The organism is Vibrio sp. 10N.239.311.G01 (assembly GCF_041465805.1).
Taxonomy (GTDB): domain Bacteria; phylum Pseudomonadota; class Gammaproteobacteria; order Enterobacterales; family Vibrionaceae; genus Vibrio; species Vibrio crassostreae_C.
The window spans coordinates 96,083-119,923 of the sequence record NZ_JBFSRM010000011.1; the positions used below are offsets into that span (position 1 = coordinate 96,083).

General features: G+C 44.5%; 20 protein-coding genes and 1 riboswitch. Of the genes, 9 read left to right on the top strand and 11 right to left on the bottom strand.

Features of this window, described 5'->3' with window-relative positions; genetic code table 11:
- Window positions 1-39: 39 nt before the first annotated feature.
- The 4 genes from AB6D06_RS11070 to AB6D06_RS11085 form a co-directional block, all read right to left on the bottom strand.
- Entirely contained in the window at window positions 40-1,749 is a 1,710-nt protein-coding gene (locus tag AB6D06_RS11070) for a putative 2-aminoethylphosphonate ABC transporter permease subunit (protein ID WP_372110209.1), read from the bottom strand.
- Window positions 1,750-1,770: 21 nt separating this feature from the next.
- On the bottom strand, window positions 1,771-2,880 hold the full coding sequence (locus AB6D06_RS11075) for a putative 2-aminoethylphosphonate ABC transporter ATP-binding protein (RefSeq protein WP_136999162.1): 1,110 nt from the start codon (window positions 2,878-2,880) through the stop codon (window positions 1,771-1,773).
- A 227-nt stretch (window positions 2,881-3,107) separates the two neighbouring features.
- Window positions 3,108-4,529 carry an FAD-dependent oxidoreductase gene (locus tag AB6D06_RS11080; protein WP_102397932.1) on the bottom strand — a complete coding sequence of 474 codons (1,422 nt, stop codon included), beginning with the start codon at window positions 4,527-4,529 and terminating at the stop codon, window positions 3,108-3,110.
- Window positions 4,530-4,665: 136 nt separating this feature from the next.
- Window positions 4,666-5,676, bottom strand: a complete 1,011-nt coding sequence (locus tag AB6D06_RS11085) for a putative 2-aminoethylphosphonate ABC transporter substrate-binding protein (protein WP_108193676.1) — start codon at window positions 5,674-5,676, stop codon at window positions 4,666-4,668.
- A 368-nt stretch (window positions 5,677-6,044) separates the two neighbouring features.
- On the opposite strand from AB6D06_RS11085, the gene phnW reads away from it, so the two are divergent.
- From phnW to AB6D06_RS11105, 4 genes are all read left to right on the top strand, one after another.
- Entirely contained in the window at window positions 6,045-7,148 is a 1,104-nt protein-coding gene (phnW, locus tag AB6D06_RS11090; RefSeq protein WP_108150347.1) for a 2-aminoethylphosphonate--pyruvate transaminase, read from the top strand.
- Window positions 7,148-8,569: an aspartate aminotransferase family protein gene (locus tag AB6D06_RS11095; RefSeq protein ID WP_372110210.1), complete on the top strand. Its 1,422-nt coding sequence runs from the start codon at window positions 7,148-7,150 to the stop codon at window positions 8,567-8,569. The genes phnW and AB6D06_RS11095 overlap by 1 nt, the downstream gene beginning before the upstream one ends.
- A gap of 114 nt (window positions 8,570-8,683) precedes the next feature.
- Window positions 8,684-9,502, top strand: a complete 819-nt coding sequence (gene phnX / locus AB6D06_RS11100; protein ID WP_372100075.1) for a phosphonoacetaldehyde hydrolase — start codon at window positions 8,684-8,686, stop codon at window positions 9,500-9,502.
- Between the two features lie 332 nt (window positions 9,503-9,834).
- Window positions 9,835-10,902: an OmpA family protein gene (locus AB6D06_RS11105; RefSeq protein WP_102428795.1), complete on the top strand. Its 1,068-nt coding sequence runs from the start codon at window positions 9,835-9,837 to the stop codon at window positions 10,900-10,902.
- A gap of 133 nt (window positions 10,903-11,035) precedes the next feature.
- Here AB6D06_RS11105 and AB6D06_RS11110 read toward each other — a convergent pair whose 3' ends face one another.
- Window positions 11,036-11,434, bottom strand: a complete 399-nt coding sequence (locus AB6D06_RS11110) for an OsmC family protein (protein WP_372100072.1) — start codon at window positions 11,432-11,434, stop codon at window positions 11,036-11,038.
- Window positions 11,435-11,634: 200 nt separating this feature from the next.
- Between AB6D06_RS11110 and msrB the strand changes: the two genes are divergently transcribed.
- Entirely contained in the window at window positions 11,635-12,777 is a 1,143-nt protein-coding gene (msrB, locus tag AB6D06_RS11115) for a peptide-methionine (R)-S-oxide reductase MsrB (protein WP_017061740.1), read from the top strand.
- Between the two features lie 98 nt (window positions 12,778-12,875).
- Here msrB and AB6D06_RS11120 read toward each other — a convergent pair whose 3' ends face one another.
- Window positions 12,876-14,243, bottom strand: coding sequence for a TrkH family potassium uptake protein (locus AB6D06_RS11120; RefSeq protein WP_017065604.1), 1,368 nt, complete (start codon window positions 14,241-14,243; stop codon window positions 12,876-12,878).
- Window positions 14,244-14,262: 19 nt separating this feature from the next.
- On the bottom strand, window positions 14,263-14,919 hold the full coding sequence (locus AB6D06_RS11125; protein ID WP_017065605.1) for a TrkA family potassium uptake protein: 657 nt from the start codon (window positions 14,917-14,919) through the stop codon (window positions 14,263-14,265).
- A 186-nt stretch (window positions 14,920-15,105) separates the two neighbouring features.
- Here AB6D06_RS11125 and AB6D06_RS11130 point away from each other — a divergent pair, with 186 nt between their 5' ends.
- From AB6D06_RS11130 to AB6D06_RS11140, 3 genes are all read left to right on the top strand, one after another.
- Window positions 15,106-16,275, top strand: a complete 1,170-nt coding sequence (locus tag AB6D06_RS11130; protein ID WP_372110211.1) for a mechanosensitive ion channel family protein — start codon at window positions 15,106-15,108, stop codon at window positions 16,273-16,275.
- Window positions 16,276-16,361: 86 nt separating this feature from the next.
- Window positions 16,362-17,897: a mannose-1-phosphate guanylyltransferase/mannose-6-phosphate isomerase gene (locus AB6D06_RS11135; RefSeq protein WP_372100068.1), complete on the top strand. Its 1,536-nt coding sequence runs from the start codon at window positions 16,362-16,364 to the stop codon at window positions 17,895-17,897.
- A gap of 15 nt (window positions 17,898-17,912) precedes the next feature.
- Window positions 17,913-19,337 carry a phosphomannomutase/phosphoglucomutase gene (locus AB6D06_RS11140; protein WP_065585021.1) on the top strand — a complete coding sequence of 475 codons (1,425 nt, stop codon included), beginning with the start codon at window positions 17,913-17,915 and terminating at the stop codon, window positions 19,335-19,337.
- A 110-nt stretch (window positions 19,338-19,447) separates the two neighbouring features.
- Here AB6D06_RS11140 and aroG read toward each other — a convergent pair whose 3' ends face one another.
- The 4 genes from aroG to AB6D06_RS11160 form a co-directional block, all read right to left on the bottom strand.
- Window positions 19,448-20,500, bottom strand: a complete 1,053-nt coding sequence (gene aroG, locus AB6D06_RS11145) for a 3-deoxy-7-phosphoheptulonate synthase AroG (RefSeq protein WP_017061746.1) — start codon at window positions 20,498-20,500, stop codon at window positions 19,448-19,450.
- Window positions 20,501-20,813: 313 nt separating this feature from the next.
- Window positions 20,814-21,029, bottom strand: a complete 216-nt coding sequence (locus tag AB6D06_RS11150) for a DUF3820 family protein (protein WP_004730103.1) — start codon at window positions 21,027-21,029, stop codon at window positions 20,814-20,816.
- Between the two features lie 12 nt (window positions 21,030-21,041).
- Complete coding sequence (locus AB6D06_RS11155) at window positions 21,042-21,377, bottom strand: hypothetical protein (RefSeq protein WP_372110212.1); 336 nt, start codon at window positions 21,375-21,377, stop codon at window positions 21,042-21,044.
- 100 nt (window positions 21,378-21,477) lie between these two features.
- Window positions 21,478-21,831: a hypothetical protein gene (locus AB6D06_RS11160; protein WP_017061749.1), complete on the bottom strand. Its 354-nt coding sequence runs from the start codon at window positions 21,829-21,831 to the stop codon at window positions 21,478-21,480.
- A gap of 323 nt (window positions 21,832-22,154) precedes the next feature.
- Window positions 22,155-22,244: riboswitch (cyclic di-GMP riboswitch) on the top strand.
- Window positions 22,245-22,316: 72 nt separating this feature from the next.
- Here AB6D06_RS11160 and gbpA point away from each other — a divergent pair.
- Window positions 22,317-23,783: an N-acetylglucosamine-binding protein GbpA gene (gene gbpA, locus AB6D06_RS11165; protein ID WP_372110213.1), complete on the top strand. Its 1,467-nt coding sequence runs from the start codon at window positions 22,317-22,319 to the stop codon at window positions 23,781-23,783.
- Window positions 23,784-23,841 lie beyond the last annotated feature (58 nt).

Below are 23,841 nucleotides of genomic sequence, written 5' to 3' on the forward strand. Positions count from 1 at the left end.
GTCAGCCACTCCTTGGCCAACTGCAATATAAGTGGTTCGCTAGCGTTTACGCCAAGCTTGGGTGCGCTTATCGAATAACTTGTTGATTAGCATATGAATCAACTTCGCACTCGCTGCAGATATCATGATCATCACCGCCATCGCTGCTGCTGCACCGGTTTGACCTGCATCGTCCATATTCAGTACTGATACTGACGCTGGAATCGTATTGGTAGAATACAAGAATACTACCGCAGATGTCGTGGTAAGTGCATTAATAAACAGGTATGTCGCAATATCTAAAATCGCCGGCAGACAAACAGGTACCGTCACCTTAAAGAACAGCTTGTATTGCGGTAAGTTTACCGAAGCCGCTGTTGCTTCAATTTCGGAAGGCAGTTGTTTCAATGCCGTTAACGCCGTCATGTGCCCTACCGTGTAGTAGTGAACCACGGTATTAATCACCAAGAACGCCATCGTGCCATACAAGAAGTTAAGTGGGTTACTCAAATCATTGAAGTAGAAGATATAACCCAAACCCAGCACCATACCCGGAACGGCCATCGGAACAACGCTGAGCATTTGCATCGCTTGACGAACAGGACCGAAGGCGCGACCTTTCTCAATGCAGTATGCACCTAAGAAAATCAGAACAGTACCAATAACCGCAGTCCAAGCACCAAGCGTTAAGGAGTTGAAGAATGGCGCCCAACCATAAGTACTCATTTCTGCGAAGTTGTAGTTGTTTAGCGTCAGCGCTTTGTTCCAAGGCCAGAAAGTGACCATAGATCCGTATATCGCCATGCCTAGCACGATAACAACAGCCACTGAAATTACGGTGCAATAGAGTAAACACACGCCATCACGTAGAGTGTTTGGCTCTGGTTGGTAAGCGACGGAGCGAGTATCAAACAAGCTCTTTTGTTTCTTTTGAACCCAGCGGTCAACGGTAAACGCAAGCAACGCAGGCAATAGCAATAGGATGCTAGTCACCGCGCCCATAGAGAAATTCTGTTGCCCTACTACCTGCTTAAAGATATCGGTAGACAAAACGTTGTAGCTACCACCAATCACCTTTGGCACACCAAAATCACAAACCACCAGCGTAAACACAACGATCAAGGTACTTATCAAACCGTATTTTGCCGCAGGTAACGTCACCATGAAGAAGGTTTTTAGCGATGAAGTATCGAGTGCACGTGCCGCCTCATAAAGACGAGCGTCAGAGGTTCTCAATGAAGTAGTTAAAATCATTAAGGCGTGTGGAAACGTCCAGAATATCAGGCCCAGTGAGATACCAATCAAACCATAAACCGAGTTGCCCCCCAAGACTTCTTTAGCGATACCTTGGTTACCAAATAAGAAGATAAGACTGATTGCAGGAAGCAGTGACGGAGCAAGAATAGGCGCAGAACCCAGTACTTGAAAAAGCCCCTTAAAAGGCATGCATGAACGAGTTAGCGCATAGGCATAACCAAACGCCAAGACGCCCACGACAACTGTCACTAGCAACCCAAGCGTGAAGGTATTGCCTACCGACTGCCATAAGCTTTGAGACGCAAAATACGTTGCGAAATTCTCTAAGCCTACAAATTCGCCATCTGCGTTCTGAACACTCTTTTTCAACATCGCCCACAGTGGCATCAGGATAAACAACGTCATGACCACAGACAAAAAGGCCAACAGCCCAAACAGAATTACGTTGTCTTTGCTTAACCGAGCCAGAAAAGGTTGTACTCGTCGTTGAATTAGCAGCTTAGATTGCATCATTTGAGTCGATTCCATGATTGTTTACGCCGCCTCGTCTTTCATCACTTGCAGGCTTTTCGATGGGTAAGCTCTAAGGCCTTCTTGATCAAACGCCACGTAACGAATATCACTGCGACGCAGCTTCAATCGGTTGAACTCTTTGACGGGTACATCAACGATGATCTCTTTCGCCGTTGAGTCATGTTGCAATTGGCACTCAATACGATAAAACGCCCCTAAGAATTCGCTTGATACGATTCTCACTGGCAAGGATTCACTAAAACGATCAACAAACTGGATTTGCTCTGGACGAACGGCAATATCGAAAACATCACCCAGATTTGGCGTGAGATTATCTAAGCCAGGTAACGGCAGCATTGACTCAGCAATGCGCATCTTGCCTTGAGCCGCAACAGAAGCTTGGATAAAGTTCATGCTGCCAACAAACTCAGCAACAAAACGACTGACGGGTTTTTGGTAGATCTCTTGAGGAGCACCGACCTGCTCGATAACACCATGATTCATCACGACAATACGGTCTGCCATCGTTAACGCTTCATCTTGGTCGTGCGTCACCATAATAGTGGTGATACCCAGCTTGCGTTGCAGTTGGCAGATCTCATCACGTAGGTGTGTTCTTACCTTCGCGTCCAACGCAGAAAGTGGTTCGTCGAGTAGCAACAAGCCTGGAGATAACGCCAATGCGCGAGCCAGAGCAACACGCTGCTGCTGTCCACCAGATAGCTGATTTGGATATTTCTGACCAGACGTTGGTAAGCCGATGGTTTCTAACCAAGACTCAACCGTCTCAAGGGCTTCTTTGGTCGACATGCCTTGGTTTTTCAGACCAATCGCAATATTTTCTTCCACAGTGAGATTTGGAAACAAAGCGTAAGACTGGAACACGATGCCAAAGTCGCGCTTTTCTGGTGGCAAGAAGGTCGTATCATTACCGTTCTGCTCAATAGAACCTGACGTTGGTAAGTCTAGGCCTGCAATCGCACGTAATAAGGTGGTTTTTCCACAGCCAGATGGGCCAAGGAAGCAGACGAACTCGCCTTTATCTATCGATAGGGAGATGTCTTTTAACGCTGTAAATTGGCCAAATTGCTTTACAACGTTTTCAATATTCAAATAAGTTTGGTTGCTCATACTACAGCACTCTCTATATGGTATATACCAAATTTAAACTGAGAATATTGCAGTTGAGTGACAAATTTATAGTAGCTAAATGACAGTTATATTGCAGATATAATAAGCATTAAGGATTGCTATTTGTTCAGCATTAACAGTTCGTTCAACGTTGAAAGCCCTCAGTGACTTGCCCATAAATCACTGAGAGCCTTAATGTAAACTTCTAATTTAAACGCAAGATTAATCTATGATTCAACCTTGTCGGCTTTGCCCGCCGCACCTGCGAGTTTGGATAACTGTTTATCTAGCCACAATGGCGTGTTACCCGAATCTTCCGCGTTCTCTTTTCTTCGTACCGCATCACGCACCATCATCGCACCTACCCAACGAAATGGCTCTGGCGGGAAGTGTCCTAACGGGCCTTTAGTTAAACCGCTTCGTGTCCAAGCATTGTCGATATCGAGCACCATTGCTGACAAAATCTTCCCGCCCATACGGGTTTGAGCAACGCCATTGCCTGAATAACCAAGCCCATAATAGATGTTGCTTTGGCCTTTTAGGTTACCGAAAAATGGCAATCCGGTAACCGAACGATCTGAGCCGCCAGACCAGTTGTAATCGAATTCACTTTGTTCCAATTTAGGGAACAGTTTTTGGAACGATTGATTGAGAATCGGCAGGTAGTTAGTCGTTTGGTTAAACATGCTTTCAACTTGATTGGCAAACGAGAATTTATTGCCGCCTTTGCCCAACATGAGTCGTCCGTCCTGGGTATCTCGGTAGTAGTGGACAAAGATACGCGAATCCACCACCGCCGCCCCTTTCTCTGGGCCAAACTTCTTGAGCTTTTCAGGAATGGGCTTGGTCACCACCATATCTGAAGAGACAACCACAATGCTGCGTTTGAACTCTTTGAAGTGATCGAGCATCCACGCATTGAGTGCCAAAATCACTTTATCCGCAAATACTGACCCGCCTTTGGTTTGAATTCGAGCGGGAGAGCCATAGTCGAGTGATGTCATCTCTGTGTTTTCGTGAATTTCGACACCCAGTTCAAGCGCGACTCGGCGCAAACCTCTAGCCAATAACGCTGGCTGCACACTACCCGCAGCTTCTGAGTAGTAACCCTCAATATGGCGTTCAGATCCCGCTTTATCAGCCAAAGAATTGTCGCACTTCTTCCAGCTATTGATACCCTGCTTAACCAGCTCATTAACAACAGGCTCCATTCCACCCTTTTGAGCTTCATTGGTCGCCGTGTAGTAAGTTCCGCTGCGATATAGATGCGCGTCAATCTTGTGTTCGTTACAGAAGGATTCGATCTCGTATATAACCTTTTCCGATTCCTTAACCAACCATTTCGCTTGTTCTTTTCCATAGAGCTTTTTCAGCGTCGGATACTTGGTTGACCACGTCAGCATGCAACCGCCGTTCGCACCAGAAGCACCGCTACCACATAGGCCTTTTTCAATCACGACAACATGCTTTTCGGGTTGCTGTTGTTTGATTAAAATCGCCGTCCATAAACCCGTATAGCCACCGCCAACAATGGCGATATCACAGTTGACATCTTTTTGGAGCGGCTTAGCCGAATCTAGCCCCGCATTGATGTTGCCGAACTCTTGTTCCAACGCTTGCTTGAACCAATATGAGTAGTGCTTTGTCATTTGTTGTACCTTACTTAAAACCTGAAGGCGTAAAACTAAAAAAGGAAGACCGAAGCCTTCCTTTACTGATTTCTAACTTCTAATGAACTAAACAGTTAAATAGCTAAATAGTTAATTAACTGAGTAGCTCGATAGATTAAGATTTTGGCTCTGATTTAGCGTCAAACTTCTCAGACCATGTTTTAAGAACGTCTGCACGTTCACTGCCCATGCGAGCGAAGTCCATTTTTGCCATGTTCTTTTCTACATTAGGGAAGTTCTCTGCTTTGCCTGTCACATCTTGGTGACCAACAACTGGGTACATTTCGATGTAAAGCTCATTTGCCGCTTTAGAAATAGACCAATCGATAACACGTTGTGCTGCATCAGAAGGCTTAACAAGGCCTACCGCTTCAGATTCCCAGCCGATGCCTTCAGGTGTAATCACTGAAAGTGGAGCGCCTTGAGTTTTCAGCTTAGCGCCACGGCTCGCCATAGAAATACCGATAGCGACTTCACCCATGCCCGCTTGAACACATGGCTTAGAACCTGAGTGCGTGTAGTGAGCAATATTTTGGTCTAGCTTCTGCATGTAGTTCCAACCTTGGTCTTCACCCATGTTTTGTAGCCAAGCAGACACTTGCATATAACCCGTACCAGAAGACGCTGGGTTTGGCATCGCAATGTGGCCTTTGTAGATAGGCTTGGTTAGGTCATCCCAAGATTTAGGTGCTGGTAGGTTAAGTTGTTTCGCTACCGCTTCGTTGAAACAAACCGCATTGAAGAATGCATCGTTGCCATACCAAGCTTGAGTAGATTGCGGATCGTTGAGGTTTGAGCGCAGCGCTTCTACACCTTGAGGAGTGTAAGGCTTAAGAATGCCCTCCTCCTTAAGTAGAGCCATTGAAGAACCCGCAAGGCCCCACACCACTTCTGCACGAGGGTTGTTTTTCTCAGCCAATAATTTTGCCGTCATGATTCCTGTTGAATCACGAACCCATTTGATGTTGATGTCTGGGTTTTCGCTTTCAAAAGCATTTTTGTACTTCGCTAAGATGTCAGTTTCAAAAGCGGTATAAACCGTCACTTCCTGTGCCGCATAAGCGTTACCAGCTAATAGTGTGACTAATGCTGCAAGTGATCCTTTCATAAAACGGTTTTTCATCATTTTCTCCAGTCAGGCCCAACTCTAGAGTGAGAAGTTGCCAAAATTAAAAATTGCCAAAGTTAAAGTTGTTAAAGCTAGAAGCCCTATCGAGAGGCACCTATATTCAAAAATTCATTCCAGTTGTTGGCACACACCCCTCCCACTGGTATGTACCAGATTTCGATTATTAAGCTAACTGGCTTTTGTGACGATTAAATGAACGAAAAATGGCAATTTAAAGATCGAAAACTTTCTCAAGACAAGTGACCATTTTTAATATGAAGCTTTTGTGAAAATGATGTTTGGGCTATTTACGACCGTTTAAATTGGTTGTTAAAGTAACCCTAAATATTGGTATAGTCCAAAAATTAAAATCACGAGAGTTGAACATGAGAAACGAATACTTACTGCTGACACCGGGCCCTTTATCTACTTCTGAAACCGTTCGCCAAGCGATGTTAAAAGATTGGTGTACTTGGGATGATGAATACAACAAAGACGTTGTTGAAGTGATTCGTAGCAAGCTAGTGACTTTAGCGACTAAGCAAGCGGGATATACAAGCGTATTAATGCAAGGTAGCGGCACCGCTTCGGTAGAAGCAACAATCGGTAGCGTTATCTCTAACAACGGTAAGCTTCTTGTTGTTGATAACGGTGCGTACGGCGCTCGTATTGCTCAAATCGCAGAATACTTAAACATTCCATGCCATGTCGTTTCCCCAGGTGAAACATCACAGCCTGACTTGAACGAAATGGAAACGGCATTGGCCATGGATTCAGACATTACTCACGTTGCGATTGTGCACTGTGAAACCACGACAGGCATGCTGAATCCAATTGAAGACATTGCCAAATTGGCAAAACAGCACAACAAAACCGTCATTCTCGATGCAATGTCGAGCTTTGGTGGCATCCCTATGGATATCGCTGACTTAGGTATCGATTACATGATCAGCTCTGCAAACAAGTGCGTCCAAGGTGTACCGGGCTTCGGCTTTGTTATTGCTAAGCAATCTGAACTGGCAAAGTGCAAAGGCCAAGCTCGTTCATTAAGCCTTGATCTGTTTGACCAATGGCACTGCATGGAAAGCAACCTCGGTAAATGGCGTTTTACCTCTCCGACGCATACAGTGCGTGCTTTCTATCAAGCTCTACTTGAATTGGAACAGGAAGGTGGTATCGAAGCTCGTCATAATCGCTACCAAACAAACCAAACCACACTGGTTGCAGGTATGCGCTCTCTTGGTTTTGAACCTCTGTTAAATGATGAACTTCATTCACCGATTATCACCTCTTTCTATTCTCCAACTCATAGCGATTACCAATTCAAGGAATTCTATGACCGTTTGAAAGAACAAGGTTTTGTGATTTACCCGGGCAAGGTTTCAAACGCCGACTGCTTCCGAATCGGTAACATCGGTGAAGTGTATCCGTCAGACATTGAAGCTCTAATTGGCGCAATTAAGAATGCTATGTACTGGGACATCAAATAATGACGATGGCCAATCAAGATTCTGTTCTAAAGGCGACATACTTTCGAAGCGAAGGCGATGTGAACACCACGCCAGCGCGTGAGAAATGGAACGAGTCGCTAAACGATGATGCGACTCAAGTAATGTTAAAGCGTGATGCTGACGTGTTTCTTCATCAAGCCATGTCAACGCCTTGCCTAAACACACTTGAAGCAGCTGAAGGCATCTACATTCAAGATGCGACGGGCAAGAAGTACATGGACTTTCACGGTAACAATGTTCATCAATTGGGTTATGGCCATCCACATATCATTAATAAAGTGACTCAACAAATGGCTTCATTGCCGTTTTCACCACGTCGCTTTACCAATGAAACAGCCGTTCAATGCGCTGAAAAGCTGACACAGATCTGCGGTGGTGAGTTGAACCGCGTGTTGTTTGCACCGGGTGGTACTTCGGTTATCGGCATGGCACTCAAACTGGCTCGACATGTCACCAACAACTTCAAGGTCGTTTCACTGTGGGACTCATTCCATGGCGCGTCACTGGACGCAATTTCAGTGGGTGGTGAAGCTTGTTTCCGCGAAGGCATGGGCCCGTTAATGGCTGGCGTAGAACGCATTCCACCAGCCGTCTCTTATCGTGGCGCTTTCCCGTTTAACGAGAATAGCGCAGTCAATGCAAACGAAACTGCATGCGACGTTCACTATGCCGACTATTTAGAGTATGTGATTGAAAAAGAAGGTGGCATTGGAGCCTTCATTGCCGAAGCAGTGCGTAACACAGACGTTCAGGTTCCAAGCAAAGCTTACTGGAAGCGCATCCGTGAGATCTGCGATAAGCATAACGTCATGTTGATCATCGACGACATTCCAAACGGTCTGGGTCGTAGTGGCGAATGGTTCACTCACCAGGCCTTTGATATCGAACCTGACATTCTTTGTATCGGTAAAGGTTTTGGCGGGGGCTTGGTTCCAATTGCAGCCATGGTCACTAAAGACAAATACAACACGGCAGCGCAAGTATCACTTGGTCACTACACCCACGAGAAAAGTCCTATTGGCTGCGCAGCGGCACTGGCTACGATGGAAGTGATTGAGCAAGAAAATCTACTTGAAAAAGTACAAGCGGACAGCGCATTCGTGCGTGAACAACTGCTTCAAATGAAAGAGAAATACCCAGTCATTGGTGACGTTCGCGGCATCGGTCTACTCTGGGGGGTGGAATTGGTCACCGATCATATCACCAAAACCCGAGCTTTCGATGAAGCGGAAGCAGTACTTTACCAATGTTTAAACGATGGCCTGAGCTTTAAGGTGTCACAAGGTAATGTGATTCAGTTGAGCCCACCATTGATCATCAGCCGCAGCGAACTACAAGTCGCTCTGTCTGTATTCGAAAAAGCGATAGCAAAAATCTGCAAAGACTTTGAATACCTTTAAACCACCTTTAAAAGCATGCCTTGAAGCAATAATTTCAAGTAACCAATAACCTAAAACAATCATTCATCTCCCAGAACAACCTGAGTTGGGAGAGAACAGAAATAGGACACGACTATGAATACAACATCACCTATCCAAGCGGTTATCTTTGACTGGGCCGGCACTATCGTTGATTTTGGGTCGTTTGCTCCAACTAGCATCTTCGTTGAAGCATTCAAACAAGGTTTCGACTTTGACATCGACTTAGCTGAAGCGCGTGAACCTATGGGGATCGGCAAATGGGACCACATCCAAGCAGTGGGTCGAATTCCAGCTGTTGACGCTCGTTGGAAGGCTCAGTTCGGACGCTCCATGACAAGTGAAGACGTTGACGCGATCTACGCGGCATTCATGCCTCTTCAAAAAGCGAAAGTAGCCGATCACGCAGCACCTATTTTGAATGCGATAGAAGTGGTCAATAACCTAAAAGAGAAGAACGTGAAGATCGGATCTTGTTCAGGTTACCCACGTGAAGTGATGGATGTGCTAATCCCTGCTGCTGCAGATTACGGTTACCACCCAGACAACATCGTAGCAACCGATGACCTACCTCAAGGCGGTCGCCCTGCTCCATTTATGGCACTTAAAAACGTAATCGACCTTGGCGTAACCAGCGTTTCAGCATGTGTGAAAGTGGATGATGCAGCACCTGGGATCGATGAAGGTCACAACGCAGGTATGTGGACAGTAGGCCTTGTACTATCAGGTAACGAAGCAGGCTTAACGTATCAAGAATATTTAGATGCAGACGAGACAACACTTACAGCTGCACGTGAAAAAGCAAGCGTTAGGCTAAACGAATCAAACCCGCACTACTTGATCGATACCATTGCAGACCTACCAGGTGTCATTGCAGATATTGAAAAACGTTTGTTAGCTGGTGAGCGCCCATAACGGTAATCACCTAGATTACCCAACCAAACATTCCGTACACATGAAAATGAAACCTCGTATCGCCTAAAAATGATACGAGTTTTCTTCGTTTCCAACATTTGAGACAGCAATTAATTGACAAAAACCTCTGTAAATAGCACCTTAAATATATAATTTTTAACAATTTCATTGACCATAATAAGCAACTGTACTAACAATGTAATAACAGTTCCAAGATAGGTTCGACCTGAATCTACGCCTTGAACGATCTACTGTTGCAGTGTCCCAATCAGTAAGTCGTCGCTTTAAAGGCTCATTCAGATAACAATAAGAGTTAATCCAAGGATAAGATTATGAAAAAATTGTCAAAAATCATGTGTGCTGTGATAGCTGCTTCAGGTTTCGCTGCTGCTCCATCAATTGCCGCAACGACATACGTAGGCGCAAAAGTTGGCATGGGTTGGCTAGATAGCGCTTGTGTCGACAACATTGATTGTGAAGATGATTCAGTGGCGGGCGGTATTTACGGTGGTTACAACTTTACCGATAACATTGCTCTAGAATTGAATGCAGATTACTTAGGTGATTATGACACCAGCTTTAACAACAACGGAGCGACTCAAAGATACAGCGATTCTATCGTAGCCATTTCTTTAAGCCCAATGTATCGACTAGCGATTAAACAAGAGTTTGATATCTTCTTTAAAGCAGGTCCTGCTTACATCATGCACGATGACGAAGACGACGTTGTTTTAGCCTTAGGTATCGGTGCCGAGAAACAGCTTTCAGACGATTGGGCGCTGAGAGTGGAATACCAATACTTCGATGATTTTGACGATAAGATCATCCAAGACCTAAACTCCAACCTTGTCACAGTAGGTCTTAGCTACAATTTCGGCACGGGTAATACAACCGCATCAGCGGCTGCAGCTTCTGCGGCGGCTGTAACTCAAGCACCTTCTGAACCAATCACAGAGCCAGAAGCTGTGGTCGTTGAAGAGGAAGCGGAGGTAGTGGTTACCAAAGCGCAAACTGAGAGTTTCTCTCAAGGTACATTTGCGACTAACAGCACAGAACTTTCAGACGAAGGTAAAGCCGCTATACAGCCAATTGTGGAAGTCTTACAAACATACCCTCAGTCTACCGTTAACATTGTTGGTCACACAGATTCAACAGGTGCAGCTGAGTACAACATGATGATCTCTAAGAAACGTGCGGCAGCAGTAGCAGCATACATCGAAGAGCAAGGTATTGAAGCTGATCGCATTACCGCTTCTGGTGAAGGGGAAGAAAACCCAATCGCATCAAACGATACGGCTGAAGGTCGTGCTCAAAACCGTCGTGTGGAAGCAACAATCCCAAGCTTCGAGTACCAAGAAGATGTTCAAGTTGAAGAAGTTATCATTGAAACAGTGGAATAATCGTATTCTAACGTAATAACGACTTCCTTAATAACAAGGGAGGAGCACTGCTAAGTGCTCCTCCCTTTCTTTATCTATGTTTGCTCATAAGCCGAAAAGTAACGACTCAAAGCCAAGCTATACAGCCAGAAGACTAGACGATTTCCCAACTATGAGTCATCTCTACGCCAGCACCCAACATTAGACATACAGAACAGTACTTTTCGAATGAATCCGCACACACCTTAGCGACCTGCTCAGGATCAAGGTTGTCACCAGACACTTCAAAGTGAATATTAATCACAGTAAAGATTTTCGGCGCTGTTTCACGACGTTTGGTTTCAAGCTTTGCATTGCAACCAGTGATGCTTTGACCCGCAGATTTCAAACCGTCCACTACATCAACAGAGCTACAGCCACCAGCAGCCATTAACACCATTTCCATCGGGCTTGGCGCAGTAGCACCGCCGCTGCCATCCATGACAATAGAGTGGCCTGATTGAGATTGACCCAAGAATTTAAAACCTTCGACCCATTTAACTTCTGCTTGCATGCTGTTCCTTAGATGTACGAAAACGTCATCATTATCTATTATTTTACATCAATGCCTACACCCTACTACTGGCGGCATTTATGAGCAAGATTTTCTCGATAACATATTTTTTTCATGAATGATGCAATTTTTTCCATCTAAAACCTGTCTCTATTCGTACATTCAAAATCGAATGAGAAGAACGTCAAGATGAGGTATCTATGAATAAATTATCTAAAATATTGGTATCACTCGTGGTTGCGCTACCACTGATTTCGCTGTTTGTAAGCCAGACTGGCACTGCCAATACAATGGATAAAACAGCTAATTCAGGTAATAGTGAAATCGCGACACTCGCGGGTGGTTGTTTTTGGTGTACAGAATCCGACCTAGAAAAGCTGACAGGCGTCACCGACGTTATCTCTGGGTATTCTGGCGGTGAACTAGAAAACCCAACCTACAAACAAGTATCCTCAGGCAAGTCGGGTCACATCGAAGTGATAAACGTGACTTACAACCCTGATGTTGTTAGCTATGAACAGGTTCTTGACCAATTCTTCAGACACATCGATCCAACCGATGACAAAGGCTCTTTTGTAGACCGAGGCCGTCATTATCGACCGGCTATTTTCTATCATAACCAAGCACAAAAAGATGTTGCTCAGAACTTCATGATGGAGATCGACAAAGCTAATATCTTTGGTGCACCACTAAAAACAGAACTGATAAAATTTGAGAAGTTCTGGCCAGCAGAAGATTACCACCAAGATTATTACAAGAAGAGTAAGGTTCGTTATAACTACTACCGCTATGCTTCTGGCCGCGATCAGTACCTAGATAAGATCTTCGGTGATGATAGAAAGGACAACCCTAAAACACTACGTCAGATCATCGACAGTAAGAATGCGACAGCGAATGCTAAAACATACGTAAAACCGTCTGATGCAGAGATCAAAGCGAAGCTTACAGCACTTCAATACGATGTAACGCAAGAAGACGCTACTGAGCGCCCATTTGACAACAAATACTGGGATAACAAGCAAGAAGGTATTTACGTTGATATCGTAACTGGGGAGCCATTGTTCTCTTCAAAAGACAAATACAAGTCAGGCACAGGCTGGCCGAGCTTTACACAGCCAATCAGCGAGGCTTATGTCGTCACAACTACTGACTACAAACTGCTTTACCCAAGAACAGAGGTTCGCAGTAAGTTTGGTGATTCTCACTTGGGACATGTATTTAAAGATGGTCCAAAACCAACAGGCTTACGTTACTGCATGAACTCAGCCGCAATGCGCTTTATCCCAGCGGATAAATTAGCAGAAGAAGGCTATGAGGAATACGTTGAGATGTTTGAGGGCTAAGCATTCAGCATTTAACGAACAGCCTATAACAACAAAGCCAGCATATCGCTGGCTTTGTTTTTATTTACAGAGCTTTATTTATCAGCCCGTGAACCTAATTAACCAGTCAACACCGTGTCTTCTGGATATTTCAACAAGGAAGGTTCTGGGCGAGCTAGCATATAAGCCAAGGTCAAAGGACCGATACGTCCAATCACCATAACAACAATCATGATGTATTTACCTGGCTCAGTCAGGTTCGCGGTTAAGCCAGCGGTTAAGCCAACCGTTGCAAAGGCTGAAATCACCTCAAACATGACTCGATCAAACGCTGCCTTTTCAGTAAGCATTAACAAAAACATCGCGGTGGTTAATAACGCCCCACTTACCACAATAATGGCCAATGACTTTGTTACCGCTTGCCAAGTCACAGTGCGCTTAAACATCACCACGTGCTTTTTCTGACGGAGGAAGGTCCACGTTGCGACAAAGGCTACTGCAAAGGTCGAAACCTTAATACCACCACCTGTTGAGGTAGAACCTGCACCAATCAACATCAGTACAATCATTACCAGCAACGCAGGCTGTGTGTACTGAGACAAATCCACACTATTAAAGCCAGCAGTACGAGCACTTGCCGACTGAAAAAATGCGGCTAGCCACTGTCCTTGAGTCGATAACCCTTCCATGGTTGCTGAGTTATTTCTTTCTAGCAGCCAGAACAATACCGTACCTACCAACAATAGAGTCGGAGTGGCGGTTAGCATAATCTTGGTGTGTAAATGAAGATGTCGAAAACCTTTACGCCAGTTACTCGATAGGTCGCCGACGACTGTGAAGCCTAGCCCACCGAAAATAAACAAGCCAGCTAAGGTGAAGATCACCAGCGGATCATCAACAAAACTCATCATACTGTCTGAAAACAGTGCAAAACCTGCGTTATTGAATGCAGATATCGCATGAAATAGAGCATAAAAACTGCCCGTTGACCATCCCATCTCAGGTACCCAGCGGAAGCAGAGCAATACAAAACCGATAAATTCAGCCACTAATGCAAAGATGATGATCTTCTTAACCAATTTACGAAGGTTAATCTTACGATCTTGGCCAAGCGCTTCTTTCGCGAGTGCTTGTTGTTTAAGGCTTAACCTAACACCGAACATGTAAAGCAGTACCGCAGATAGAGTCATCTGCCCTAACCCGCCGACTTGCATCAAGAACATCAGTAAGATTTTACCCGCCAAGGTGAAATGCTCACCGGTATCGACAACACCTAATCCTGTCACACTGATCGCCGAGGTTGCTGTAAACAGTGCATCCGTAAAACTTAGGCCTGTCACAGAAAATACAGGCATCGTCAACAATATTGCAGAGGGGATAAGTACGCCTAAGAAGCTCGTAAGGATAATCTTAGGTTCAGAGCCTTTACGTGGCTTTTTATCACTCTTAAGCGTGTAGAAAGTACCTTTTCGTTTTAACGAATTCATACTGTTACCTTATTGCCAATTACCAATTGCGTAGCTTTCTAGATAAGGTCTCTTTCGGCCCAGCGATGATCACCACATCCCCAATTTCTAAACTCACATCCAGTTCTGGAGCTTTAGTTAGGTTCGGTCCTCGCTTGAAGCCAAGTACTTCAACACCATTTTCTTTACACAGCTTAAGGTCGCCAAGTTTCTTACCCAACAAATTAGAACCAATAACAATCTCCGTCATCGCTAAACCGCTGCCAAGATCGATAAACTCAAGAACGCGTCTATCCAACATTTTACGCGCAACACGAATGCCCATATCTCGTTCAGGCATGATGATATGGTCAGCACCAATCTTAGAGAGAATCTTGCCGTGAAACTTATCGTTCGCCTTTACCCAAACAGCTTTTGCGCCTGACTCTTTTACCACCAGAGTAGTCAGAATACTGGAATTAACATCAGAGCCAATCGACACCATCACCATGTCGTAATCGTCGAGTCTTAACTCTTTAACTGTCTCCTCGCTTGTACAGTTCGCAACAATCGCTTGTGAAACAAAAGCCGCCGCTTCTTTCACTCGCTCTTCATCAATATCGACGGCCAGTACCTGTGCCCCTGAACTTTGTAGCTCTTTGCAAACAGACAGACCAAATCGCCCTAAACCGATAACTGCATATTGTTTGTCGCTCATTTGAAATCCTGTTTAGAAATTTTAATTACACGGGATAGCCAAACCTACATTAGTTTCTATCTCAAAAAAAGTTAGTTCTGCAAGAATAAGGTTATACTATTGTCATAATCGCTTGATTTATAAAGGTAGAGAACAACTCGAGTTTCTGCTAATTTCCAATTCATAATTTCTGCGGCAGCACACACAATGAATGAATTCATAACCCAAGTACAAACCTACATCAACCAGAGCCATAGTGATTGGGCAAACAGCGTCCTATTCATCACTATTGCGAGTTTTCTCGCTTGGGTAGCTTGGCGAATTATCCATAATCGCTTAGAAATTCTGGTTCAGAAAACCCCATTCCACTGGGACGATCTACTGCTAGAAGCACTAAAAACCCCTGTCAGCACATTACTTTGGTGTTGGCCTGCTACAGTCTCTATCGGGCTAATACTTCAAGACCAGTTTGGCAATGAAATCAATTGGTTAAAAACGTTTAAACACATATTGATTATCTGTACATTCGTTTGGTTTACCTTACGAATGATCACTAACACTGAAGCCTATGTCTTAGAGCAAAAAACCAGAGACGAAACCACTGTACAAGCGATAGCGAAAGTCGCTCGCTTGTTCTTTATGGTGATGGGCGGCCTAACCATTATGCAGGCATTTGGGCTCAGTCTTTCCGGCTTACTCACCTTTGGTGGTGTTGGTGGCTTGATCGTCGGTTTAGCGGCTAAGGACTTACTGTCGAATTTCTTCGGTGGCATGATGATTTACTTCGACCGCCCTTTTAAAGTCGGTGATTGGATACGTTCTCCCGATCGTCAAATCGAAGGCACTGTCGAACGCATTGGTTGGCGCATGACGCTCATCCGCACTTTTGATAAGCGTCCTTTGTACGTGCCAAATTCGGTGTTCAGTAGTATTGTGGTAGAGAATCCATCGAGAATGTTGAATCGTAGAATCAATGAAACCTTTGGTCTTCGTTATCAAGATGCAGACAAATTGGCGCTCATTGTTGATGATGTAAGAACCATGCTCGAGACCCACCCAGATATTGATGCCAAACAGACGTTGATCGTTAACTTTGACAAATTTGGGCCATCAACGCTCAACTTCTTTATCTATACCTTCACAAAAACAGTCAACTGGATCAGGTACCACAAAGTGAAGCAAGACGTTCTGTTACAGGTTCTGGCGATTATTCATAAACACAATGCAGACATCGCGTTCCCAACACAGACACTCAAGATTGACCCTCAAGACTTTTCTAATGTTCAAGATCATAACAGCGTTCAAAGCCTAGGTGATAATCAGAATATTAGCGATCCCAAAGACATGTTGAACTCCCCTACGGAAGGTCATCGATAGTCATATCCTTCTTGGTTATCGATAAGTAATAAGCGTGAAGCGTGGTAATATGATAGCAGTATTCTAATGCACCTAATTACCACGCTATGATTTTACCTGTCATTCTAGCCGGCGGCTCCGGAAGTCGTCTCTGGCCACTGTCTCGCGAGATTTACCCTAAGCAATTTCTCAATATTGCCGGCGACCAGTCAATGCTTCAGCACACACTTCAACGCCTGCAAGGCCTTGAAGAGCACTTGATGGATAGTAAATGCGATGCCCCATTCATTATCTGTAATGAAGAGCATCGCTTTATTGCCGCTGAACAAGCTCGATCAGCTAACATTCAACATAGTGGTATTCTGCTAGAGCCAGTCGGTAGAAATACAGCCCCAGCCATTGCGCTTGCCGCCCTAAAGGCTTTAAGTAAACCACCGCTTAATGAACAAAGCGCATCCGACCCTATCTTGTTAGTGCTGGCTGCTGATCATCACATCGCGAAAACCTCTGAATTCCAACAAGCGATTAGTCGTGGTGTTGATTATGCAAAACAAGGCAAGCTGGTGACATTCGGTATAACACCTAGCTCCCCAGAGACTGGCTATGGCTATATCAAGCAGGGAGAGCCTCTTTCCTCCAGTGCTCAAACTGATACTAATGGAACAGAGCAGCCAATCAATCACGCCTTCGCCATAGAATGCTTTGTAGAAAAGCCAGACACAGCAACAGCCGAAGAGTACATCCGCTCAGGACAATACTTATGGAACAGTGGCATGTTCATGTTTAAGGCATCACGCTATGTTGAAGAACTCGCCGAACACCACCCTGAGATAGTAGCGGCTTGTAAACTCGCTCTTGCAACGCAAAATACCGACCTCGACTTTATCCGTATAGACGCTGAAGCATTCAAAAGCAGTCCAAGTGATTCAATCGATTACGCCGTGATGGAAAAGACCTCGCACGCCGCGGTGATCCCGATGGATGTCGGCTGGAACGATATTGGCTCATGGTCCGCGATCTGGGATGTAAGCGAAAAAGATCAGCACAATAACGTCATTGAAGGTGATGTGTTAACCGTCGACTCTCAACACAACTACATCCATGCTGAAAATAAGCTGGTTGCGACGGTAGGTGTCGACAACCTGATTATTGTCGAAACCAAAGACGCTATATTGGTTGCAAATAAAGACAAGGTTCAGGGTGTTAAATCGATTGTCAGTCAACTAAATCAAGCGGGTCGCACAGAACATGTGCATCATCGTGAGGTGTTTAGACCTTGGGGTAAATACGATGTTATCGACCTAGGCAAGCGCGACAAAGTTAAACGTATCACCGTTAAACCCGGTCACAAGTTGTCGTTACAAATGCACCACCATAGAGCGGAACATTGGGTAGTCGTGGCGGGTACTGCGAAAGTGACCAACAATGAGAAAACCTATCTGGTTGAAGAAGATCAATCCACTTACATCCCTTTAGGTCATATTCACAGCCTAGAGAACCCAGGGGATCTCCCACTCGAGATGATTGAAGTACAAACAGGCAGTCATTTAAGTGAAGGCGACATCATTCGATATCAAGACAGTTATAGGCGAGACGTGCGCAAGCAACAAGTCCACTCATCAAAGCACAACCAAACGAAATAAAGCAGCGACAAATCGATGAAACCAACATTAGACCTAAACTGCTTTAAGAACAACGATATCCGCGGCGTCATTGGTAAACAAATCAATGAGCCACTCGCCTACCTGCTCGGTAAGGCATTTGGCGAATACGTCCTATCCGCTAAGCCTGAAACCTCACTCGATGGTTTGGCGCAGGTAGTGATTGGTCGTGATAACCGCAAAACCTCCCTGTCATTACAAGAAGCCATGACCAAAGGCTTAATCGAGTCAGGGATTACCGTCATTGATCTAGGTATGACTGGCACTGAAGAGGTCTACTTTGCGACTCGTTACCTAAAAGCGATTGGCGGAATACAAATCACAGCCAGCCACAACCCAATCAATTACAACGGCATGAAAATGGTCGGTGTAGACGCTAGCCCTATCAGTAAAAACAGTGGTTTAGATGAAATCAAACGACGCATTGAAGAACTTAATCAAGAGCTGAACTGCAATTTACCGTTCGTTCATGCACAACCAAGTAACTCTAGTAGATCGAACAGTATTCTTGCTCCGTACGTCGAGCACCTACTCTCGTACATAACCCCATCAAAGCTGTCACCGATGAAGATTGTGGTTAATGCTGGGAACGGTGTTGCAGGACATGTCATTGATGCTTTAGATAATAAATTTAACGAACTCGGTGTCCCTATCACCTTCATCAAAGTTCATCATAACCCTGATGGAAACTTCCCAAATGGTATTCCAAACCCTTTGATTAGAGAGAACCAAGCAGCCACTCGAGATGCCGTTTTAGAGCATTCTGCCAACCTTGGAATTGCTTGGGATGGAGACTTCGACCGATGCTTTTTCTTTGATGAGCAAGGCAATTACATCGAGGGTTATTACATTGTAGGGTTGCTTGCTGAAGCATTCTTGGTCAAACAGCCTAACACGACTGTATTGCACGATATGCGCATGACCTGGAACACAATTGAAATCGTAAAAACGCATGGTGGAAAAGCGATTGGAATTAAAGCAGGACACGCACTGATCAAAGAGAAGATGCGTGAAACGAATGCCGTCTATGGGGGCGAAATGAGCGCACACCATTATTTTCGTGATTTTGGATATTGCGATTCAGGCATGATTCCTTGGCTATTGGTTATCGAGCTGATGTCGAAAACTCAACAATCTCTTCACCAATTAACGAGTACTAGTATAGATAGATTCCCCTCTTCCGGGGAGATCAATCGAAGAGTCTCAGACCCAGAGCAGGTCATGGCTTGCGTGTTATCGCACTACCAAGATCATGCCGTTGAGATCGATCACACAGACGGAATCAGCATGAATATGGGCTCATGGCGCTTCAACTTAAGAAAGTCCAATACCGAGCCATTAATACGCCTTAACGTTGAAACCAAACAAGATAAAGCTTTACTGTCACTTAAAGTCGACGAGTTACTGTCTTTTCTCATTTAAGAATACAGACACTTCCAGTTTTCAACTAAGATCCACAAAAAAGCCCTTATTAGCTGTTGCTAACTAAGGGCTTTGAATTTTCAGTAGCTTAATCGCTGACTGTAATTAGTCTATTTGTTACGACGAGCTTCAACAGCGTCTGCCAGCTGGCGAAGTACTGTTTCAGTGTCTTCCCAACCAATACACGCATCAGTAACAGATTGGCCGTACGTTGCAGCTTTGCCCTCAACCAGGTCTTGGCGACCTTCAACAAGATGAGATTCAATCATCACACCAAAGATAGCTTTGTCGCCACCAGAAATTTGTGCGCTTACGTCATCAGATACGTTCATTTGACGCTTAAACTGCTTAGAGCTGTTTGCGTGGCTGAAATCGATCATCACTTTTTGTGGAAGACCAGAAGCTGCTAGCTCTTCTTTAATCTTACCAACGTGTTCTGCGCTGTAATTTGGCTCTTTGCCACCACGTAGGATGATATGACAATCAGGGTTACCTGCTGTTTCAACGATAGCTGAGTGACCGTACTTAGTTACTGATAAGAAGTGGTGAGAAGCGCTAGCAGAGCGAATAGCATCTGTTGCAATCTTGATGTTGCCATCAGTACCATTCTTAAATCCAACTGGGCAAGATAGGCCAGAAGCCAGTTCGCGGTGAACTTGAGATTCTGTAGTACGTGCGCCGATTGCACCCCAGCTGATTAGGTCAGCAACGTATTGAGGCGTGATCATGTCTAGGAATTCGCTTGCCGTTGGCATGCCCATGTCAGTTAGGTCCAGCAGTAGCTTACGTCCTAGACGAAGGCCATCATTTAGCTTGAACGTATCGTTCATGTACGGGTCATTTATTAGACCTTTCCAACCAACAGTTGTACGTGGTTTTTCAAAGTAAACACGCATTACGATTTCAAGGTTATCACCAAGTTCGTCGCGCAACACTTTCAAACGTTTACCGTACTCAAGAGCAGCTTCTGTGTCATGAATAGAACATGGGCCGACAATAACAAGCAAGCGATCATCGCTCTCTTCTAAAATATTGTGGATCGCTTTGCGGCTTTCAAAGGTTGTAGAAGAAGCAACTTCTGTCGCTGGAAACTTTTCTAAAACAGCTACAGGGGGTAATAACTCTTTTACTTTGTTAATTCTTACATCATCAGTCTGGAACATTGCTTACTTCTTCCTTTTTTCTATCCTTGAGCTGAATGTACGTTGTCTCACGTCACTTTCTATCAGCACTAATCTTCTTGTTCCCTGTAACTTAACTAGTAAAAACTCTAGTTTCAATCACTAATTAAAAATAAACGCAATTTTTTTTGTGTTTTATATTTAAAACACCCTGTATAGCATTATTTACACGCTATCGATTGCGTATTTTATAGCAAGGTAAGAAGAGCCATTCTTCAAGCTACATCATGCATGTAAAATTGTGTCGAACTCAAAAACAAAAAAGCTCACGTGATCAGCGTGAGCTTTTATTTAATTACATTCTTTTCAATGGCTTGACGACACTATCAAGCCCTTCAATTTTCAGAGCAAGGCACAGTTTCAATAAATCGCCGAGTTCACCAGACGGGAATCCCTTTTTATCAAACCACAGCAAATATTCTTCAGGCAAGTCAATCAACGTACGACCAGCGTATTTACCAAATGGCATTTGCATTCTAGCAAGTTTAATCAGGTTCTCTTTCTCTAGCATTACAGGCTTTTTCTAAGCGTCATCGATATTCTGTAGAGTATCACCGAAACGTTCAACCCAATAGTTGATCGCATCTTTGGCATCATCAAGCGAGTCAATCATGGTTGAAAAGTCTTTATTACCCGCTTCACGGTCGATCACCACAGAATCATAGTCGTCTAACTTGGAGCTCAATCGCTGCGCATCACGTAGCCCAATCCTTGCCCAAACTAGGTCAACGCCTCCATCAGGGACTGGCTGAAAATCTTTATAACTGGTGAATTTAGTTGCGGTTTTAATTGGGCCGCCTGCACAACCAAGCAAGAAAATGCTGGTTGCAACAAGCAAAAGGACTTTTAAAGGGTTCATAACGCACTTAGTCAAAATTAAGGAATCTAATTAAGTATGACATACCCTATGTGAAAAGGTTGTAGAAAAAGGGGGTTAAAAATCAGAGCTAACTCTAAAATTAATCATGTTGAACAGTGTGTGCGTACTCTACAATTACCTGATTTCCTTCAATATAAGCATTTTGGATCTCACCATCAACACTCATTCTACTTTTCAGGTAGACCACTTTAGGCCCCGATTCATTGCCCTCTTTTAGCGAGGGGAATACATTCCTTGGTTCCAAATGAAGTAAACGACAAAAATGACTAATGAAAGACATGGTTAATGGCGTCTCCCCTCTTAGCACTCTTGAGAAATCAAGCTGGTTCATGCCTAGCTTTTTTGAAAACTCCATCTGCGTAATTCGCATTCTCGATTTTTGTGACATCCACGTTTGATACAACGCGTCTCTGTCTAGTTCTGTGAATTCCATACCGGCTCCTTTATATAATTCATACCAATCAATTGTCCGGTTTTTCATACATGGCGTGTCAGGGTTCGGTTAGTGGAAACCAAAGGTTTGGTTTTGATATGTGCACAATTGTTGTACAGAGCGAAGCGAAACAACCCAAAGTCATTCACTAAAACGATTAGATCAAATGCTTTCTTTATTTATATCAATAATTTATACGTTAACGAACTAAACATATAACAAGTTAATTTGTATCAAGAATTAAAAGTTCGAGATTGGCATTCCACATTTCAATCTATTGATTCGCGTTTATAAAACTGGTTGGCTACATTTCGCTTGCTCAAACGCACTTCTGGCAAACTATTTGAAAGAATAGGACGCAAAGCCACCGGTCTGTCGACAAATATTCTGTCTATGATAGCGGGGCCGCCACTTAATAGGATTTAAGTGTCAATGCATGCTGGAGTGTTCTCTTTTTTGTCGGCCAAATACAGTAAGGACAAATAATGAAACAACTCCCAAAAAAATCGCTCGTCGCACTATCGCTACTTAGCGTAAGTGGAGCAAGCTTCGGTCACGGTTATGTTTCGGCATACAATAATGGCGTTGCTGAGAGTCGTGTCGCCCTATGTAAATTCCCAGCGAGTGATACACAACAAAAAAACACCAACTGTGGTGGTATCCAATATGAGCCACAAAGTGTGGAAGGCCCTGAAGGCTTCCCTGAAGTCGGCCCTGCAGATGGAAAAATTGCCAGCGCGCAATCATCTTTAGCGGCAGCGCTTGACGAGCAAACAGCCGATCGCTGGGTTAAGCGCCCGATCAAGTCTGGTTCTCAATACTTCGAGTGGACGTTCACTGCTAATCACAAGACTCACGACTGGAAATACTACATTACTCAACCAGACTGGAACCCAAACCAGCCTTTGGCACGCAGCTCTTTTGACTTAACGCCATTCTGTGTTGTTGAAGGAAATGGAGAACAACCACCGATGCAAGTCAGCCACTTGTGTAATGTGCCAGAACGCGAAGGTTATCAAGTGATCCTTGCGGTATGGGATGTGGGTGATACTGCAATGGCTTTCTACAACGTTATCGATGTGAAGTTTGATGACGACGGCCCTATCATCCCGGATTGGGATCAAGGCGGTCAAATCAACCCAACACAAGACCTGAATGTTGGTGATGCTGTTTATACTCGCGTATTCGACCAATCCGGTGAGAACGCTTCATACAGCACTGAGCTTGTGATTGAAAGTACTGAGCAAGGCAAAGCCAATAACTGGTCTTACGCACTTGCCTCTAAGGTCAATCAAGAGCAGACGCAAATCAAAGCAGGCCAATTGAACGACCAAGGCGATTTCGCACCCGTTTACGGCACGAACCCTGTTTATCTAAAAGCAGGCTCTGGCTTTAACAGTGTTGAAGTCGGCTACAAGATTGATACTCCAGAACCCGAGCATGAGCTAGAAGTAACGGGCTTAGAATCAGAGTACATTATCGATGAGAGCCAACCTACTCAGCTTGACCTTACGTTAGCGGCAACAGGCGATATCCAAGCTGAGCTTACCGTGTACAACCATCACCGTGAAGCGCTTGCATCTCAGAAATCGGTTCTAACAGACGGACAAGTTGAAGATGTTCAACTGACTCTTTCTAAGTCTGAAGCTGGTCACCACATGCTTGTGGTTGTGACGAAAGATGACCAAGGTAACTTAGTGGATCAGAACACGCTTGATTTCCATCTAATGGACGAGCAAACGCCGCCACCAGCGGGCGATTACGACTTCGTGTTCCCAGAAAGCATTGAGTCTTACACAGCAGGAACAAAGGTTCTAAGCAGCGATGGTGGCGTTTATCAGTGTAAAGAGTTCCCATACTCTGGCTACTGTGTTCAATGGGCTCCAACAGCAAATCAGTACGAACCAGGTGTCGGTTCACACTGGCAAAGTGCTTGGAACAAAGTGGACTAAGTACTCGCTAGATACTTACTTTGTATTGGGTGAGTTTTAGTCATCAACCAAACAAAAA